The sequence below is a fragment of the Coralloluteibacterium stylophorae genome (assembly GCF_018122625.2).
Taxonomy (GTDB): domain Bacteria; phylum Pseudomonadota; class Gammaproteobacteria; order Xanthomonadales; family Xanthomonadaceae; genus Coralloluteibacterium; species Coralloluteibacterium stylophorae.
Genome location: NZ_JAGQFT020000004.1, coordinates 365,635 through 382,389, shown reverse-complemented (window position 1 = coordinate 382,389; position 16,755 = coordinate 365,635). Strand labels below are relative to the sequence as shown.

General features: G+C 72.5%; 14 protein-coding genes. 8 read left to right on the top strand and 6 right to left on the bottom strand.

Annotation, left to right across the window (positions count from 1 at the left end; genetic code table 11):
* Positions 1-67 precede the first annotated feature (67 nt).
* Positions 68-574 carry a hypothetical protein gene (locus tag KB893_RS08405; RefSeq protein WP_211925371.1) on the top strand — a complete coding sequence of 169 codons (507 nt, stop codon included), beginning with the start codon at positions 68-70 and terminating at the stop codon, positions 572-574.
* A 44-nt stretch (positions 575-618) separates the two neighbouring features.
* On the opposite strand, the gene KB893_RS08400 is transcribed toward KB893_RS08405, so the two are convergent.
* The gene (locus KB893_RS08400; RefSeq protein ID WP_211925372.1) at positions 619-1,554 is read right to left on the bottom strand and encodes a LysR family transcriptional regulator; all 936 of its coding nucleotides are present in this window, start codon (positions 1,552-1,554) and stop codon (positions 619-621) included.
* A 102-nt stretch (positions 1,555-1,656) separates the two neighbouring features.
* On the opposite strand from KB893_RS08400, the gene KB893_RS08395 reads away from it, so the two are divergent.
* From KB893_RS08395 to KB893_RS08385, 3 genes are all read left to right on the top strand, one after another.
* Entirely contained in the window at positions 1,657-2,865 is a 1,209-nt protein-coding gene (locus tag KB893_RS08395) for an MFS transporter (protein ID WP_211925373.1), read from the top strand.
* A gap of 27 nt (positions 2,866-2,892) precedes the next feature.
* Positions 2,893-3,924: an aldo/keto reductase gene (locus KB893_RS08390; protein ID WP_211925374.1), complete on the top strand. Its 1,032-nt coding sequence runs from the start codon at positions 2,893-2,895 to the stop codon at positions 3,922-3,924.
* 180 nt (positions 3,925-4,104) lie between these two features.
* Complete coding sequence (locus KB893_RS08385; RefSeq protein ID WP_211925375.1) at positions 4,105-4,458, top strand: nuclear transport factor 2 family protein; 354 nt, start codon at positions 4,105-4,107, stop codon at positions 4,456-4,458.
* 90 nt (positions 4,459-4,548) lie between these two features.
* Here KB893_RS08385 and KB893_RS08380 read toward each other — a convergent pair whose 3' ends face one another.
* Positions 4,549-6,366 carry an EAL domain-containing protein gene (locus KB893_RS08380; protein WP_211925376.1) on the bottom strand — a complete coding sequence of 606 codons (1,818 nt, stop codon included), beginning with the start codon at positions 6,364-6,366 and terminating at the stop codon, positions 4,549-4,551.
* 318 nt (positions 6,367-6,684) lie between these two features.
* Here KB893_RS08380 and KB893_RS08375 point away from each other — a divergent pair, with 318 nt between their 5' ends.
* Positions 6,685-8,166: a lipopolysaccharide biosynthesis protein gene (locus tag KB893_RS08375; protein ID WP_211925377.1), complete on the top strand. Its 1,482-nt coding sequence runs from the start codon at positions 6,685-6,687 to the stop codon at positions 8,164-8,166.
* On the opposite strand, the gene KB893_RS08370 is transcribed toward KB893_RS08375, so the two are convergent.
* The 4 genes from KB893_RS08370 to KB893_RS08355 form a co-directional block, all read right to left on the bottom strand.
* A complete protein-coding gene (locus KB893_RS08370; protein WP_211925378.1) occupies positions 8,150-9,070 on the bottom strand; it encodes a hypothetical protein in 921 nt (306 codons plus the stop codon). The two genes, KB893_RS08375 and KB893_RS08370, sit on opposite strands and share 17 nt — an antisense overlap.
* 570 nt (positions 9,071-9,640) lie before the next feature.
* Positions 9,641-11,161 carry a fumarate hydratase gene (locus tag KB893_RS08365; protein ID WP_211925379.1) on the bottom strand — a complete coding sequence of 507 codons (1,521 nt, stop codon included), beginning with the start codon at positions 11,159-11,161 and terminating at the stop codon, positions 9,641-9,643.
* 116 nt (positions 11,162-11,277) lie between these two features.
* Positions 11,278-11,934: an ankyrin repeat domain-containing protein gene (locus KB893_RS08360; protein WP_211925380.1), complete on the bottom strand. Its 657-nt coding sequence runs from the start codon at positions 11,932-11,934 to the stop codon at positions 11,278-11,280.
* A gap of 170 nt (positions 11,935-12,104) precedes the next feature.
* Positions 12,105-13,079 (bottom strand): Tle-like phospholipase domain-containing protein, encoded by a 975-nt coding sequence (locus KB893_RS08355; protein ID WP_211925381.1) that lies wholly within the window; start codon positions 13,077-13,079, stop codon positions 12,105-12,107.
* Positions 13,080-13,214: 135 nt separating this feature from the next.
* On the opposite strand from KB893_RS08355, the gene KB893_RS08350 reads away from it, so the two are divergent.
* The 3 genes from KB893_RS08350 (at position 13,215) to KB893_RS08340 (ending at position 16,706) form a co-directional block, all read left to right on the top strand.
* A complete protein-coding gene (locus tag KB893_RS08350) occupies positions 13,215-14,942 on the top strand; it encodes a gamma-glutamyltransferase family protein (protein ID WP_211925382.1) in 1,728 nt (575 codons plus the stop codon).
* 31 nt (positions 14,943-14,973) lie between these two features.
* Positions 14,974-15,684, top strand: a complete 711-nt coding sequence (locus KB893_RS08345; protein WP_211925383.1) for a 2OG-Fe(II) oxygenase — start codon at positions 14,974-14,976, stop codon at positions 15,682-15,684.
* Positions 15,685-15,779: 95 nt separating this feature from the next.
* On the top strand, positions 15,780-16,706 hold the full coding sequence (locus tag KB893_RS08340; RefSeq protein ID WP_211925384.1) for an AEC family transporter: 927 nt from the start codon (positions 15,780-15,782) through the stop codon (positions 16,704-16,706).
* Positions 16,707-16,755 lie beyond the last annotated feature (49 nt).

Here is a 16,755-nt window from a genome sequence, read left to right as displayed (position 1 = left end):
GTGTGGAGCGAGCGGCCGACCACGCCCTCCGCCGACAGCGGCGAAGGAATGCTCGAAGGAGAGGGCCATGGGCATCGGACGGATGCTGTGCATCGCGTCATTGCTTCTCGCCGGCGCGACGGCCGCTCAGGAACGGGTGCAGCGCGTCGTGGACGCGGCCGGCATCGTCGCCGCGGTGGGTGACGGTGAGGAGCAGCTTAGGAAGCTGCGCAAGGACGGTTTCGTCGAGTGGGCGCGCGCCGTCGACGTGGACGAGAAGGGGCTGGATGCGGAGGCGATCGCGATCGACCTGTTCGAGTTCGACCTGGTCGCAGTCAAGGATGCGGCCGCAACTGCCGCGGCGTCGAAGGCGTGGCCTGCAGGTGTCGTGAACTGGGTCGGCTACAGCGTGGGCGCCGAAGACGACCCTGTCCCGAACGTAAGGCTCACGTTGCGGCGCGGAGTGCTGATTGGAACGATCACGCTGCCCGGAGCGAGCTACTCGATCCGGCCTCTCTCCTCGGGCGGACACGCGCTCATAAAGCGGGACTCGAGCCGGATGGACGAGGGCGACGACGACGTTCTCTACCGGTGACGGTAAACGACGTGCAACGTATGGCCGGCGTGCCCGCGGGCTGGTCACTGATCCGCCGCATCCCCCGCCAGCCCCGGCCGCTCCCACGGCGGCTGCGTGCCGAAGCGGTCGGCGAGGAAGTCGACGAAGCGGCGCACGCGCGGCGGTTGCAGGCGCGAGGGGGTGACGGCGCTGATCTGGGTGGTGGGCGGGCGCCAGTCGGGGAGCACCACGACCAGCCGCCCGCTGCGCAGGTCGTCGGCCACGTGCCACAGCGAATGCAGGGCGATGCCCTGGCCGGCCAATGCGGCCTCGCGCATCACCTCGCCAAGGTTGCTCTCGAAGCGGCTGGCCATGCGCACGCGTGCGGTGGCGCCGTCGGGGCCGACCAGCGTCCATACGTCCTGGCGGCCGTCGCGGCCCATCAGCAGCACGCCGTCGTGGCCGGCGAGGTCGTCGGGCGTGTGCGGCACGCCGCGCTCGCGCAGGTAGGCAGGCGCGGCGCAGAGTACGCGCCGGTTCGCCGCCAGCCGCCGCGCGACCAGGCCCGAGTCCTCCAGCGCGCCGATGCGGATGGCGAGATCGAAGCCGTCGCGGACCAGGTCGACCAGGTCGTCGCTGAGGTGCGCGCTGATCCGGAGCTTCGGATGCAGGCGCTGGAACTCCGGCAGCAGGGGGGCGACGTAGAGCTGGCCGAACGAGGCCGACAGCGTCACCCGAAGGGTGCCGGTGACGTGCGCGGCGCCCTCGCGCAGGTCCTCGCCGAGAGCTTCGAGCTCCTGCACCAGGACGCGGCCGCGTGCGGCCAGGGCCTGGCCCTCGGGCGTGGGATGCAGGCGGCGCGTGGTCCGGTGCAGCAGGCGCACGCCGAGGTCGCGCTCCAGCCGCTTGAGGCGCTGGCTGGCCACGGCGGGCGACAGGTCGAGGCGGCGCGCGGCGGCGCTGATCGAGCCGGCGTCCAGCACCCGCAGGAACAGGGCGATGTCGCCGATGCGGTCCATGGCCATTGTCTGCGAACCGTTGAAGGTGATTCACGATAGCAGCGGTTTCTGTGGGGAAGCGGCAGGCGCACGATCGCGCCTTCCTTCCCGCAAGGCGATCCCATGCCCGCTGCCCCGTCCGCCTTCCGGATGCCCCCGGCGCTCTATGCCCTGACCATCGGCGCCTTCGGCATCGGGACCACCGAATTCGTCCTGATGGGCCTGCTGCAGCAGGTCGCCGGCGACCTCGGCGTCTCCATCCCCGCCGCCGGCATGCTGATCAGCGGCTATGCGCTGGGCGTGTGCGTCGGCGCGCCGCTGCTCACGCTCGCCACCGCGCGCCTGCCGCGCAAGGCGGTGCTGGTGGCGCTGATGGGCATCTTCACCCTCGGCAACCTGGCCTGTGCGCTGGCGCCCGACTACCTGACGCTGATGGCCGCGCGCGTGCTGACCTCGCTGGCGCACGGCACCTTCTTCGGCGTCGGTGCGGTGGTGGCGACCTCGCTGGTGCCGGCCGAACGCAAGGCCTCGGCGATCTCGATCATGTTCGCCGGGCTGACGGTGGCCACCCTGCTGGGCGTGCCGGCCGGCGCGTGGCTGGGCCTGCACTTCGGCTGGCGCGCGACGTTCTGGGCGGTGACCGCGATCGGCGTGGTCGCGCTGGCGGTCGTCGCGCACCGGGTGCCGGCCACGGCCGGCGCCGGCACGCCGGTGCGCTGGCGCGAGGAGATCGCGGTGCTCGGCCGCACCCAGGTGCAGCTCGCGCTGGCGATGACGGTGGTCGGCTACGCCGGCGTGTTCGCGGTCTACACCTACATCCAGCCGCTGCTGGTGGACGTGGCCGGCTTCGCCCAGGCCGCGGTGTCGCCGGTGCTGCTGGTGTTCGGCGCCGGGATGATCGCCGGCAACCTGCTCGGCGGACGCCTGGCCGACCGCCGCCCCACGCCGGCACTGGTCGGCTCGCTGCTCGCGCTTGCCGTGGTGCTGGCGTCGATGGGCTTCGTGCTGCATTCGCAGGTCGGCATGATCGTCTTCGTCGGCCTGCTCGGCGTGGTCGCCTTCGCCACCGTCGCACCGCTGCAGCTGCGGGTGCTGAACCAGGCCCGCGGCGGCGGCCAGAACCTCGCTTCCAGCCTCAACATCGCCGCCTTCAACCTCGGCAACGCGGCCGGCGCGTGGCTGGGCGGCGTGGTGGTCGCCGGCCCGCTCGGCCTGACCGCCACGCCCTGGATCGCCGCGCTGGTGACCGTCGCCGGCCTCGGCATCGCGCTGCTCAGCGTCGGCATCGAGCGGCGCGGTGCGTCCGTCGTCGCCTGCGCCCCGGCGCGCTGATTCCCCATCCACCGACGAGCGCTGCCCATGGACACCCGCTTCCTCGGCCGTTCCGGCCTCGCTGTTCCCGTTCTCGGCTTCGGTGCCGGCACCTTCGGTGGCAAGGGCCCGCTGTTCTCGGCCTGGGGCGACACCGGCGCCGACCAGGCGCGGCGCATGGTCGACCTGTGCCTGGAGGCCGGGGCGAACCTGTTCGACACCGCCGACGTCTACTCCGACGGCGCGTCGGAGGAGATCCTCGGCGCGGCGCTGGCAGGCCGCCGCGACCGGGCGCTGATCTCGACCAAGACCGGCCTGCGCCTGGGCGACGGGCCCAACGATGCCGGCGCCTCGCGCATCCGCCTGCTGCGCGCGGTGGACGCGTCGCTCAGGCGCCTGCGCACCGACTACATCGACCTGCTGCAGCTGCACGCCTTCGATGCGATGACGCCGGTCGAGGAGACCCTGTCGACGCTGGACGCACTGGTGCGCGCCGGCAAGGTCCGCTACCTCGGCGCGTCGAACTACGCCGGCTGGCAGCTGATGAAGTCGCTGGCGGTCGCCGATGCGCACGGCTGGCCCCGGTTCGTCGCCAACCAGGCCTACTACTCGCTGGCCGGGCGCGACTACGAATGGGAGCTGATGCCGCTCGGGCTGGACCAGGGCGTCGGCGCCGTCGTGTGGAGCCCGCTCGGCTGGGGCCGGCTGACCGGGAAGCTGCGCCGCGGGCAGCCGCTGCCGGCGCAGAGCCGGCTGCATGCGACCGCCGCGTTCGCGCCGGCGGTCGACGACGAGCGCCTGTTCCGCATCGTCGATGCGCTCGATGCGGTCGCCGCGGAGACCGGGCGCACGGTGCCGCAGGTCGCCATCAACTGGCTGCTGCAGCGCCCGACCGTGAGCACGGTGCTGATCGGCGCACGCAGCGAGGCGCAGCTGCGCGACAACCTCGGCGCGGTCGGCTGGGCGCTGGATGCCGGGCAGGTGGCGCGGCTGGATGCGGCCAGCGCGGTGGAGCCACCGTATCCGTACTACCCCTACTGGCGCGGGCAGTTCGCCGAGCGCAGCCCGGTGCCGGTGTAGGTCGTAGGGCGGCGCAGGCCGCTCCCGCCTCGTGCATGGGCGCATGCGGAGGCGTGATCGCGGCGCGGGGTCGCGGCTGAAGCCGCTCCTACAAGGTGCTCGGAGCCCCGGGTGCATGACGGCGTCGCGATGCGGATCCCGCTAGCGTCGGCGGACGGCACGTGCACGAGGAGAGCGACGATGGCGGAGGCGCACAAGCGGACGCTGGAGCAGGCCAACGCGGCGGTCTCCAGGGGCGATTTCGAGGGCTTCCTGGTCCACTGCACCGAGGACACGGTGTGGCACTTCCTGGGCGAGAGGACCTTGCGCGGCAAGGCCGAGGTGCGGGCGTGGATGGCGGAGGCCTACCGGCAACCGCCGCGCTTCGAGGTGCATCGCATGATCGCCGAGGGCGACGCGCTCGCCGCGCTGGGCGAGATCACGCTGACGGACGCGGACGGGAAGGACGCGCGCTTCGCCTACTGCGACGTGTGGCGGTTCGAGGAGGGCAAGCTGGCGGAGCTGCGCGCCTACGTGGTCGCCCAAAACGGGTAACGCCGCGGCGCCGGCCGTGTCCTCGCGGGAGGGGCGATGCGGTGCCGCGGGCAGCTCCCTGGGTTCGCGGCCGCGCGAGTGCGGTGCGGGTCAGCCCGCGTCCGCCGCCGCCAGCGCATGCGCCTCGGCCTCCTCCAGCACGCGCACGCCGACGCCCTCGTGCTTGGCCCGGCGCTTGGCCGCCGCGGCGAAGGAGGCGACGTCCTCGGCGCGGGTGAAACGGCCAGGGGCGATCTCGGCGACGCCCATGCACAGGGTGGTGAGCGGGAAGGTCGCGGGACGGCCGCTGCGATCCTCGCCCTGCAGCACGCCGCGGCGGACGTCGTCGGGATCGAACAGCTGCACGGCGGCCTCGTTGAACGCCGCGACGATGCGTTCGCAGCGTTCGCGCCAGTCGCCGCTCTGGAACAGGATCACGAAATCGTCGCCGCCGACGTGGCCGACGAAGTCGTGCCGCGCGTCGACGTGCCGGCACTGGATCTCGGCGGCCAGCCGGATCATGCGGTCGCCGCGGAAGTAGCCGTACTGGTCGTTGAAGGGCTTGAAGTTGTCGAGGTCGCCGTAGGCCGCCACGAACGGGCGCCCCGCGGCGAGCAGGCGCTCGATGTGCTCGGTGATCGGGATGTTGCCGGGCAGGAAGGTCAGCGGGTTGGCGTAGCGCGCGGCCTCGATGCGCAGCTCGGTCACACGGCGCACCAGCGACTCGCCGGTACCCAGCCCGCGGTAGCGGCCCTGGTCGGTGATGACGAAGCCGTCGGCGAGGTAGCGCTGGTCCTCGCCGCGCAGGACGTCGGCCATGTCGGCGATGCCGTCCGACAGCTCGGCGAGGATCGGGTGCTCGTGCATGAAGCCGCTACAGGACCGGTGCGCGTGCAGCTCGCGGGTGAACGGGCGCGCCATGCGCTCGTTGAACACCTGCCGGTTGATCAGGCCCAGCGGCCGCGCCTGCGCATCGATCACCGCCAGCGCATGCAGGTCGGGATGCCGCTGGAACAGGCGCTCGACGTCGTCGTTGCTGTTGGCCGGCGTCAGCGCCGGCGCCTCGACCAGCAGGTGCGCCGCGGCGATGCGCCGCCCCGGCGCCACCCGCGAGGCCTGCGGATGCAGGGCGGCGCCGCCCGCACCCAGCGCGAGCACTTCCGCCGCCGGGGTGCGGCAGGGGCTGCGCTGCGGGCGGCCGAGCAGGAAGCCCTGCGCGTAGCCGATGCCGAGATCCTTGACCAGCTCGAGGTCGGCGGCGGCCTCGATGCCCTCGGCGACCAGCTCCGCGCCGAGCGCGGCCGCGACCTCGACCAGCGCCTTGACGATCGTGAGCTTGCCGGCGCTGCGTGCGATGCCGTCGATGAGGAAGCGGTCGAGCTTGACGAACTCCGGCGCCAGCTCGTGCCAGAGCTGGAAGTTGGAATGGCCGGCACCGAAGTCGTCCAGCGCCAGGCGGATGCCGGCGGCGCGCAGGTAGCCCAGCGCGTCGGCGAGTTCGGCGGGATCCTCGACGATGTCGCGCTCGCTGAGCTCGATGACGTAGCGGCCGAGGTCGCGGCCGCCCGCGGCGAGACTGTCGAGGACCTGCTGCGGACGCAGGTCGGCGTGCAGGATCGCGCGGCTGCTGAGGTTGACGAACAGCAGACCGGGCTCGGCGGCGTCCATCAGCGTCGCGCCGCGGCGCGCGGCGAGCAGTTCGACCTCGCCGAGCCGGCCGCGGGTGCGCGCCTCGTCGAGGATGCGCAGCGGCGAGTCGGTGAAGCCGGCCACCCGCATCAGCGCCTCGTGCGCGAGCACGCGCGCGTCGTCGAGCGCGAAGATCGGCTGGTACAGCGCGAACATCGCGCCGGGCGCGAGGGCCTGCGCGACGGGATCGCTCCGCTGCCTGCCGGGTGCTGCCTGGGTGGTGGTGATGTCTGAAGCCATGGATGCGCAGGAAGGGCGGTCGAGGGCGGCGTCCGGCAGGCGGCCGCACGCGGGCACGACGCGTCCTTCGTCGCCGCGCGCCATGAGACGCGGCGCGAATGACAGTCTCGTGGCATCGCAGCGCTGGCGATGTTGCTCCGCGTCATCCGCGGCCCCCAGAATGCGGCGCATCCGCCCGCCGCGCCCGCCGCGCGGCGGCCCCCCACGAGCGCGGAGTGGTTGCGACATGGCGAGCGAGTGCATGCGGGACGCCGGAACGCAGGCGACGTGCCGCCGGGGCGTGGGCCGCAGCGGTCGCGGCGGGGAGGGCACGGGCGCTTGAGCCCGGCGCCGGAATCCCGCGCCAGCCGCACCGCCCGGGCCAGCCTGTGGGTGACCTCGGGCAAGGTGCTCGCGCGCGGCATCGACTTCCTCCTGCTGCTGGTCCTGGCGCGGGTGCTGAGCCCGGAGGATTTCGGCCTCGTCGCGATGGCGATGACGCCGGTCCTGATCGTCGAGGCCATCCTCGAGGTGCCGGTGGTGCAGGCGATCCTGCGCGTGCGCGAACCGGTCGACGCCACCTACGACACCGCGTTCACCCTGGCGGTCCTGCGCGGGCTGGCCCTGGCCGTGGTGCTGGCCGGGATCGCCTGGCCGCTGGCGGAGTTCTACGACGAGCCGCGCCTGCCGCTGCTGCTGTGCGTGCTGGCGATCGCGCCGGTGCTGCGCGGCACCCTGAGCCCGCGGATGGCGGTGTTCATGAGGGACATGGATTTCCGCCGCGACTTCGTCCTGGAACTTGCGGGCAAGGGCACCGCCTTCGTCGTCGCGGTGATCGTGGCCTTCGCCACCCGCAGCCACTGGGCCATCGTCGCGGCCACCCTGGCCACGCCGCTGACCATGAACCTGCTGTCCTACCGGATGGCGCCGTACCGGCCGCGGCTCGGGCTGTCGCAGTGGCCGCAGTTCGCCGACATGCTCGGCTGGAACAGCCTGGCGCAGCTGATCTCGGCGGTGAACTGGCAGTCCGACCGTCTGCTGCTGCCGCGCTTCGTCGACACCGACACGGTCGGCCGCTATTCGATGGCGTCCAACCTCACCGGCATTCCGCAGCAGGCGATCGTGCTGCCGATGACCCGCCCGCTGATGGCGGCCTTCAGCCAGGTCGAGTCGACCGCCGGCCTCGCCGGCGCCTACCGCAAGGCCTCGGCCGCGGTGTTCGCGGTCGCAGCTCCGATCCTGCTGGCGATGGGCCTGCTGGCCGAGCCGCTGATCCGCCTGGCGCTGGGCCGGGAATGGCTGGCGGCGGCGCCGCTCCTGCAGTGGCTGGCGATCGGCACGCTCGCCAGCCTGCCGGTGATGCCGATGGCGCCGCTGGCGATGGCGATGGACCGCACCCGCCTGGTGACCCTGCGCATGTTCGCGGAGCTGGTGGTCAAGCTGCCGCTGCTGCTGTGGGGCCTGATGCAGTACGGCGCCGAGGGCGCCGTCGCCGCGCGCAACGCGTCGATCGTGATCGCCGCGGTGGTGGCGATGCTGCTGGTGCGCCGGCTGACCGGGCTGGGCGTCGTGCGCCAGATCCGGGCGCTCGCCCGCAGCATGCTGGCCCTCGCGGCCATGGCCGGGGTCCTGGTGCTGCTGGCGCCCCCGGTCGGCGAGGACATGACGGCGCTGGTGCTGCGCACCGCGCTCGCCGGCGCCGCGGGCGTCGCCGCCTACGGGCTGATCTCGATCCTGCTGTGGATGGCGGCGGGCCGGCCTCCGGGCATGGAGGCCACGGCCTGGGCCCAGGCGATGCGCAGGCTCAGTCGACGAGGCTGATGTTCGGGATGCCGGTCATGCTCGACCGGTAGATCGCCTCGATCTTGAAGTAGTTGCCGCGGTAGAGCCGGACCTTGCCGCCGAGGATCGCGCCGGCGATCGACACGTGCAGGCGGTCGGTGTGGATGCGGCCGTAGCCGGCGACCGTGCGCAGGAAGTCGCAGCCGTTGGACATGTGGTTGCCGGCCTCGGAGACGTCGATGTTCTGGGGCGGGAGGTCCTGGCCGGCGGATTCGCGATCGCGCCGGAACAGGTAGCCCACGCGCTCGTCCGCGCGCGGCGCGAAGCCGTAGCGCTCGCCGATCGCATAGAGGTACAGGGCCATGTCGTGGCAGAACGGGGCGTCCGGGCGGCGCTCGCGGCTCTGGAACTCGTCGCGGCGGTAGAGCGTGCCGCGGATGCCGCGGTGCGGGACGAAGCCGTAGGTCGACGGCAGCACGATGAGGCTGTCGGTGAAGCGCGAGATGTAGCGGCAGATGGCGTGGCCGAAGCCGTATGCGTCGCTCCACGCGCCGCCGCCCCCGTACAGGAACAGATGGCGACCGCGCTGCAGCAGCAGCGGCGTGAGCGTGTAGCGCCCGCCGCGGAAGCCGACGTTGACCTCGATGTGGCGGATGCCGTGATCGGCGAGGAAGCGTTTGGTCGCGAAGCGGATCAGGCCGTCGCCGAAATTGCCGGGGTTCGGGATGTAGACGACCCGGCGGCCCTCGGCCTCCGCCTTGATGCGCGCGGCCAGCGCATCGAACGGCCGCAGCAGGGCGGCGCGCTGGTCCGGGTTGTCCAGGGCGGGATCGAGCGCCGGCCGTGGCGCCGCGCGCTCCGCAGCGCTCGCCGCAGGGAACAGCATCGCGGCCGCAGGCGGTCGGGACGGGGCATGGGCGCTACCTGGCGAGGGCGGATGCATGGCGGATCCCGGCAGTCGTTCGTGGTCGGCAGCGGCCGTCGGGGCGGACCGGCGCTGGGCGCGGATGCTGCGGGTCGCGCGGCCGTGCAGCACCGCGCAACCGTGGATCGCAAGGCTGGCGCGCCGGAACCGTCGCGGACGACGGCATGCCAACAGCTTCGGAGCTGGCGGGAACGCAAGGCTTCACGAGTGAGCGAGGCGGTCGACGCGCGACCGCTGACCTCGTCGGGCCCGGGGGGAGGCCCTCGCACCCGATACTTCCCCTGCCCATGTCGCAGTGCAACGCGAAGAGGCCGAAACCGAGAACTCCTTCTCAGCTCGAGTTGGGCTTCGTGGACATCGCATGAAACCGCCGCGGCACACGCCACGACCGTGCGCAGCCGCATGGTTGCTGCGTCGGCGGCGCCGCGATCCTGCCGCAGGGGCACGGGCGAGATGCCGGCCGGACGGTGCGGCCGGCAGGACCGGATGGCATTGTGCGGCGCACCATGGGTCGCACGGCGCGGCCGCTGCGTCGACCTGCCGCGGCCGGAAGCACGTCGATGCCGGAGCGGCGCCGCCGCGCGACGGTCAGGCCGGCTCGACCACCACCGGGATGCCGGCGATGCGCGACTTCCACTCGCGCGGGCCGGTCTCGTGCACCGAGCTGCCGTTCGAGTCGACCGCCACCGTCACCGGCATGTCCTGCACGGTGAACTCGTAGATCGCCTCCATCCCGAGGTCCTCGAAGGCGACCACGCGCGAGGCCTTGATCGCCTTCGACACCAGGTAGGCGGCGCCGCCGACGGCCATCAGGTAGACCGACCTGTGCGCGCGGATCGCCTCGATGGCCAGTGGGCCGCGCTCGGCCTTGCCGACCATGCCGAGCAGGCCGGTCTCGGCGAGTACCCGTCCGGTGAACTTGTCCATGCGCGTGGCGGTGGTCGGGCCGGCGGGACCGACGACCTCCTCGCGCACCGGATCGACCGGGCCGACGTAGTAGATGAAGCGGCCGCGGAAGTCGACCGGCAGCGGCTCGCCGCGGTCGAGCATGTCGACGATGCGCTTGTGCGCGGCGTCGCGGCCGGTGAGCAGCTTGCCGTTGAGCAGGATCACCTCGCCGGGCCTGAAGGTCGCGACCTCCTCCGGCGTGATGGTGTCGAGGTCGACCCGGCGGCCCTTCGAGGCGTCGTAGGTCAGCTCCGGCCAGTCGGCGAGCGACGGCGGCTCCAGCGCCACGGGCCCGGAACCGTCGAGCACGAAGTGCGCATGGCGGGTCGCCGCACAGTTCGGGATCAGCGCCACCGGCAGGTTCGCGGCGTGGGTCGGGTAGTCCTTGACCTTGATGTCGAGCACGGTGGTCAGCCCGCCCAGACCCTGCGCGCCGATGCCCAGCGCATTGACCTTCTCGTAGAGCTCCAGGCGCAGTTCCTCGGCGCGGGTCGAGGCGCCGCGCGCCTTGAGGTCGGCGATGTCGATGGGCTCCATCAGCGCCTCCTTGGCCAGCAGCATCGCCTTCTCCGCGGTGCCGCCGATGCCGATGCCGAGCATGCCCGGCGGGCACCAGCCGGCGCCCATCGTCGGTACCGTCCTCAGCACCCAGTCGACGATGGAGTCGGACGGGTTGAGCATCGCGAACTTCGACTTCGCCTCCGAACCGCCGCCCTTGGCGGCGACGATGACGTCGACGGTGTCGCCCGGCACGACGGTCATGTTCACCACCGCCGGCGTGTTGTCCTTCGTGTTCTGGCGCCTGCCCGCGGGATCGGCCAGTACCGAGGCGCGGAGGCGGTTGTCGGGATGGGCGTAGGCGCGGCGCACGCCCTCGTTGACCATGTCCTCGACGCCCATCGTCGCGTCCCAGGTCACGTTCATCCCGATCTTCAGGAACACGGTGACGATGCCCGTGTCCTGGCAGATCGGGCGGTGGCCTTCGGCGCACAGGCGCGAGTTGATCAGGATCTGCGCCATGGCGTCCTTCGCCGCCTGGCTCTCCTCGCGCTCCCAGGCGGCGGCGAGGTTCCGGATGTAGTCGACCGGGTGGTAGTAGCTGATGTACTGCAGGGCGTCGGCGACGCTCTGGATGAAGTCGTCCTGCTTGATCGCGGGCATGGCGTGGATTTCAGCGGCTGGCGAAGGGGTCCGCATTGCTGCGGAGCCGCATAGTGTGCCGCCGATGCCGCCGCCGGGCATCCTGCATCTGGTTCCCGGTCGCGGAAGCGCCCCCCTCAGCGCGCGTCCTCGATGGGCACGTCGTGGTCGCGCAGCCAGGCCTCGAGCGCCTGCCGCTGCGCACGCACCGTCTCCGACTGCACGGCGGCGGGCGTCATCGCGAGGTAGCGCTGGAAGGTCACGCCCTGGCCGTTGCGCGCATCCGCGCTGGCGCCGGCCTGAAGCAGTTCCAGGGCGAGGTCGGGTGCGTTGATCTTGCCGGCGATGTGCAGCGGCGTGTTGCCCATGCGATCGGCGCGGTCCGGATCGGCGCCGGCGGCGAGCAGCATCCGCAGCTGCGCCCGGCGCTCGCCCATGACCGCCGCCGCCAGCGGGGTGGCGCCGGTGCGCCCGTGCGGCGCGTCGGGATCGGCACCGGCGCCGAGCAGGATCTCCAGGTAACGCGGATCGTCGGCCATGGCCGCGGTGTGCAGCGCGGTGTTGCCGTCGATGCCCGGCAGCGCCGGATCCGCGCCGGCATCCAGCAGCGCCTGCAGGCTCTCCGGCTGCTGGTTCAGGATCGCCCACTGCGGCAGGGTCACCGCCTTGTCGCCCTGCGCGTCCAGCGGTGCGTCGCGTGCCAGCTCGCGCACCTGGGCCGCGTCGCCGTCGCGGACGGCGGTGGCGAGCGCGGTCACCGCGGGATCGGGAAAGATGTCGCGCACGTCGGGCATCGCGGCTCCTTGTCGGCTGCAGGCCAGGCAGGCGAGCAGGATAAGCCAGCCCATCCGCGGGGCGCGGCGGGTGCCGACGGAAACCGGATGGGTCGTGATCAAGCGGAAGACCAGCGCCGGGCGGCCGCGTCACCGCGGCCGGGTGGGGAGATCAGAACGCATCGCCGGCGTCAGTTCCAGGGCTCCTGGCCGCCGAGCGCATCCAGCACCGCACCCATCAGGTGCGAATTGATGCTGTGCACCAGCCCCTTGCCGGGAATGGCGTGCTCCCACCAGGACATGGGGTCGGGATTGTCCAGCTCGATCTTGTGCCCGACCGCGTCGGCCATCACCCAGCGGGTGGGGATGTCGTGCTCCTGCTTGTCGGTGAGGATGTCGTCGGCGACGGCGTAGCGGCGGATGCCGCCGTCCTCGGCCTGCTGCTTGGCGGCGGCGGGATCGACCCCGATGCGGCGCAGGGTCGAGTCGGTGAGGCCGGCGGCGTTGAAGGTGACCGCGGCGCTGTCGGTGGCGATCGCCGCGCTGGAGGCGAGGCCGCCGCCGAGCGAATGGCCGGTGATCACGAGATCGTCGCCGAACGCGAGCTTGGCGTCCTTGGCCAGCGCCACGGCCTGGTTGTACTGCGAGGTGTCCATGCCCAGGCCCTGGCCGAGGTTGGCGGCCCAGTCGCGCAGGCTGGTGGCGTCGGTGCCGGCGAAGGCCAGCACGTGGTCGCCGTCGCCGTTGGTGTAGATCGCGGCTCGGAAGCCGGTGCTGCTGTCCTCCAGCGCGGCCGGATCGATGCCCGCGGCCATCAGCTCGCCGTCGTCGAGCCGGTTCCAGCCGGCGATGCCGCTGCTGCCCAGTTCGTAGACGTCCTGCGCCATCTGCGCGAGCTCGAGGTCGACCGCCTGCGCGTCCTGCCCACGCACGCGGGCGTCGAAGGACGGGCCCTGGTTCGCCGCGGTGCCGGCGGCGGCGACGTCGAAGCCGCCCTGCAGCGCCTGCACCTGCGGGTGGTAGCTCGCCTCGGGCGCGTAGCGTCCGGCCGCCTGCAGCGGCGCGGGCGGGACGGTGTCCGCCGTGCCGAGAAGCGCGCTGCGCGCGGCGGCGCCGGCGACGTCGTCGAGGCGGGGCAGGGACGATGAGCTGGACTGGACGTGCATGACGGCCTCGCGGGCGGGTCGTGACGGTGGATCCCGACGCTAGGCCGATGCCGCGTTGCGCGACAGCTGGGGCCGACCCTAGCCCTCGCCGCGCACGCGGCTATCCTCGGACGGTCCCGCGTTCCGGATCCCGCCATGACCCAGCCGTTCCCGCTCCGCCGCGCCGCTCCCGGCGCCCTCTTCCTGCTGGCCGCGCTGCCGCTGCTGGCGGCCGCCGCCGACCGCATCACCGGGCGGAGCTTCGCCACGCGCTCGGAGGTGATCGCCCCGCACGCGATGGCCGCGACCTCGCATCCGCTGGCCACCCAGATCGCGCTCGACACGATGCAGGCCGGCGGCAGCGCGGTCGACGCGGCGATCGCGGCCAACGCCGCGCTCGGCCTCATGGAGCCGACCGGCAACGGCATCGGCGGCGACCTGTTCGCGATCGTCTGGGATCCGAAGTCGAAGCGCCTGCACGGCTACGACGGCTCGGGCCGCTCGCCGCAGGCGCTGACCCTGGCCGAGTTCGAGCGCCGCGGGCTCACCGACATCCCGCCGTTCGGCCCGCTGCCGGTGAGCGTGCCGGGCGCCGTCGACGCCTGGTTCGCCCTGCATGGACGCTTCGGCCGGCGCCCGATGCGCGAGAACCTGGCGCCGGCGATCCGCTACGCCCGCGAGGGCCACCCGGTCGCCGAGACCGTCGCCTACTACTGGGGGCGGTCGGTGCCGCGGCTGTCGCCGTATCCCGGCTTCGTCGAGCAGTTCACGATCGACGGTCGCGCGCCGCGCACCGGCGAGATCTGGAAGAACCCCAACCTCGCCGACACCCTGGAGACGATCGCCCGCGGCGGTCGCGACGCCTTCTACAAGGGCGAGATCGCGCGCACGATCGACGCCTACTTCCGCGCCAACGACGGCTTCCTGCGCTACGCCGACCTGGCCGCGCACCACGGCGACTGGGTCGAGCCGGTGAGCACGAACTACCGCGGCTACGACGTGTGGGAGCTGCCGCCCGGCGGCCAGGGCATCGCCGCGCTGCAGATCCTCAACATCCTGGAAGGCTACGACTTCTCGGAGATCGCGTTCGGCAGCACCGAGCACCTGCATCTCTTCACCGAGGCCAAGAAGCTCGCCTTCGCCGACCGCGCGCGCTGGTACGCCGATCCGGCCTTCGCGCCGGCGCCGGTCGACTGGCTGATCTCCAAGGACTACGCGGCCGAGCGTCGCGCGCTGATCTCGCGCGACGCGGTGCTCGGCACGGTGCAGCCGGGGACGCCGCCGGAGCTCGACGAGGGCGACACCATCTATCTCACCGTGGCCGACGCCGACGGGATGATGGTCTCGCTGATCCAGTCCAACTACCGCGGCATGGGCAGCGGCATGGCCGCGCCGGGCCTGGGCTTCATCTTCCAGGACCGCGGCGAGATGTTCGTCCTCAAGGAGGGCCACCCCAACAGCTATGCGCCCGGCAAGCGGCCGTTCCACACCATCATCCCCGGCTTCCTCACCCGCGACGGCGAGCCGCTGGTGAGCTTCGGCGTCATGGGCGGCGCGATGCAGCCGCAGGGTCATGCGCAGATCGTGATGAACCTGGTCGACTTCGGCATGAACCTGCAGGAGGCCGGCGACGCGCCGCGCATCCACCACGATGGTTCGACCGAGCCCACCGGGCAGAACGCGCCGATGACCGACGGCGGCGTGGTGCAGCTCGAGACCGGCTTCGACTACGAGGCGGTGCGCGGGCTGATGAACCTCGGCCACCGCGTCGAGTTCGCCCTCGGCCCCTACGGCGGCTACCAGGCGATCCGCCGCGACCCCGACAGCGGCGTGTACTACGGCGCCTCGGAGAGCCGCAAGGACGGCCAGGCGGCGGGGTACTGACAGGTCCGCAGGCGCACTGGGGAGAGTCGCGATGTTCAGCAACGCCATCGACGCCGACGCACTGCGCGGGCAACTCGCGCGGCATCGCCGCGCACAGGTGCGCGAGGTCCTGCAGCCGGATGCGGCCGAACGACTCGCGCGCTGCCTCGAGGATGAGGTGCCGTGGCGGGTCGCCGAGCGCGCGGGAGGGACGCCACGCCATCATGCGCCCGAGGTGCTCGCAGCGGATTCTCCCGAGTACCGCGGGCTGCTCGCCGCCGCCCATGCACAGGCCGGCACGAGCTTTCAGTTCGTCTACGACAGCTACATGCTGGTGCGGGCTGCGCGCGAGGGTTGGGACCGCTCGCTCGTGCTGCACGTGGTACTGGAGTTCCTGAACTCGCCGCAGTTCCTCGCCTTCGCCCGCTACATCACTGGCGACGACGGCATCGTGCGCGCCGATGCCCAGGCCACGCGCTACCGCCCGGGACAGTTCCTGCTGCCGCACAGCGACGAGAATCGCGGCGACGATCGTCGCTATGCCTATGTGATCAACCTCAGTCGGCAGTGGCGGGCGGACTGGGGCGGTCTGCTGCAGTTCCTGGACGCCCGGGGCGAGGTCGAGGCGACGTTCCTGCCGCTGTGGAACAGCCTCAGCCTGTTCAAGGTGCCGGCCGAGCACCTGGTGAGCCTGGTGGCGCCATGGGCCGCGCAACCGCGGCTGGCGATCACCGGATGGTTGATGGGCCCACCGCGACCATAGCGTTCCGTAAGCTCGCGAGGGTGCCACGCGCTGCGGGAGAATCCCGCACGGGGTGGTGCGCCCGCCCCACTGTCGTTTCGCTTCCGGAACCCTCCATGGCCTTCGATGCCTACGCCCTGGTGCTGGCGATGCTGCTGCTGGGCATGGCCTTCGCCAGGCTGCGCGCCTTCCCGGCGAACGCGCCGGAGGTGATCAACCTGGTGGTGCTCTACGTCTGCCTGCCGGCGGCGGTGCTGCTGTACGTGCCGCGGCTGGAGTTCGACCTCGGCCTCATCGGGGTGATCGCGATGCCCTACCTGCTGCTGGTCGCGGTGGTGGTCGCGGTGGCGCTGCTGGCGCGGCCGCTGCGCCTGGGGCTGGGCGAGCGCGGCGCGCTGCTGCTGTGCCTCGGATTGGGCAACACCAGCTTCCTCGGCTATCCGCTGACGCGTGCGCTGCTGGGCGACGCGGCGCTGCCGTACGCGGTGGTCTACGACCAGTTCGGCAATGGCATCCTGCTGGCGACCTTCGGCCTGTGGGTGCTGGCCCGCTACGGCGGCGATCGTCCGCCCGCCGCCGGCGAGATGCTGCGCCGGATCCTCGCCTTCCCGCCGCTCTGGGCGCTGGTGCTCGGGCTCACGGTGATGCCGGTGGAGCCCTGGCACTGGCTCGCCGGCGGCCTCGAGCGGCTGGCCGACGCCATGCTGCCGCTGGTGATGCTGGCGATCGGGCTGTCGATCCAGCTGCGCATGCCGCGTCGGGAGATCGGCCCGCTGGCGGCGGGGCTCGTGCTCAAGCTCGCACTGCTGCCGCTGCTGGCCCTGGCGCTGTCGGTGCCGCTGGGACTCGATGGCGTGGTGCTGCAGGCGACCGTGCTCGAAGCCGCGATGCCGCCGATGATCACCGCCGGCGCGCTGGCCATCGCGCATGGCCTGGCCCCGCGCCTGGCCGCGGCGCTGGTCGGCTACGGGCTGCTCCTGGCGCTCGCCACGCTGCCGGCCTGGCGCTGGCTCGTGCAGGCGGCGACGGCGGGTGGCGCTTGACAGCGGTCCACCGTCGCCCGCCTGCTAGACGGTGCTCCCGCCCTGTTTC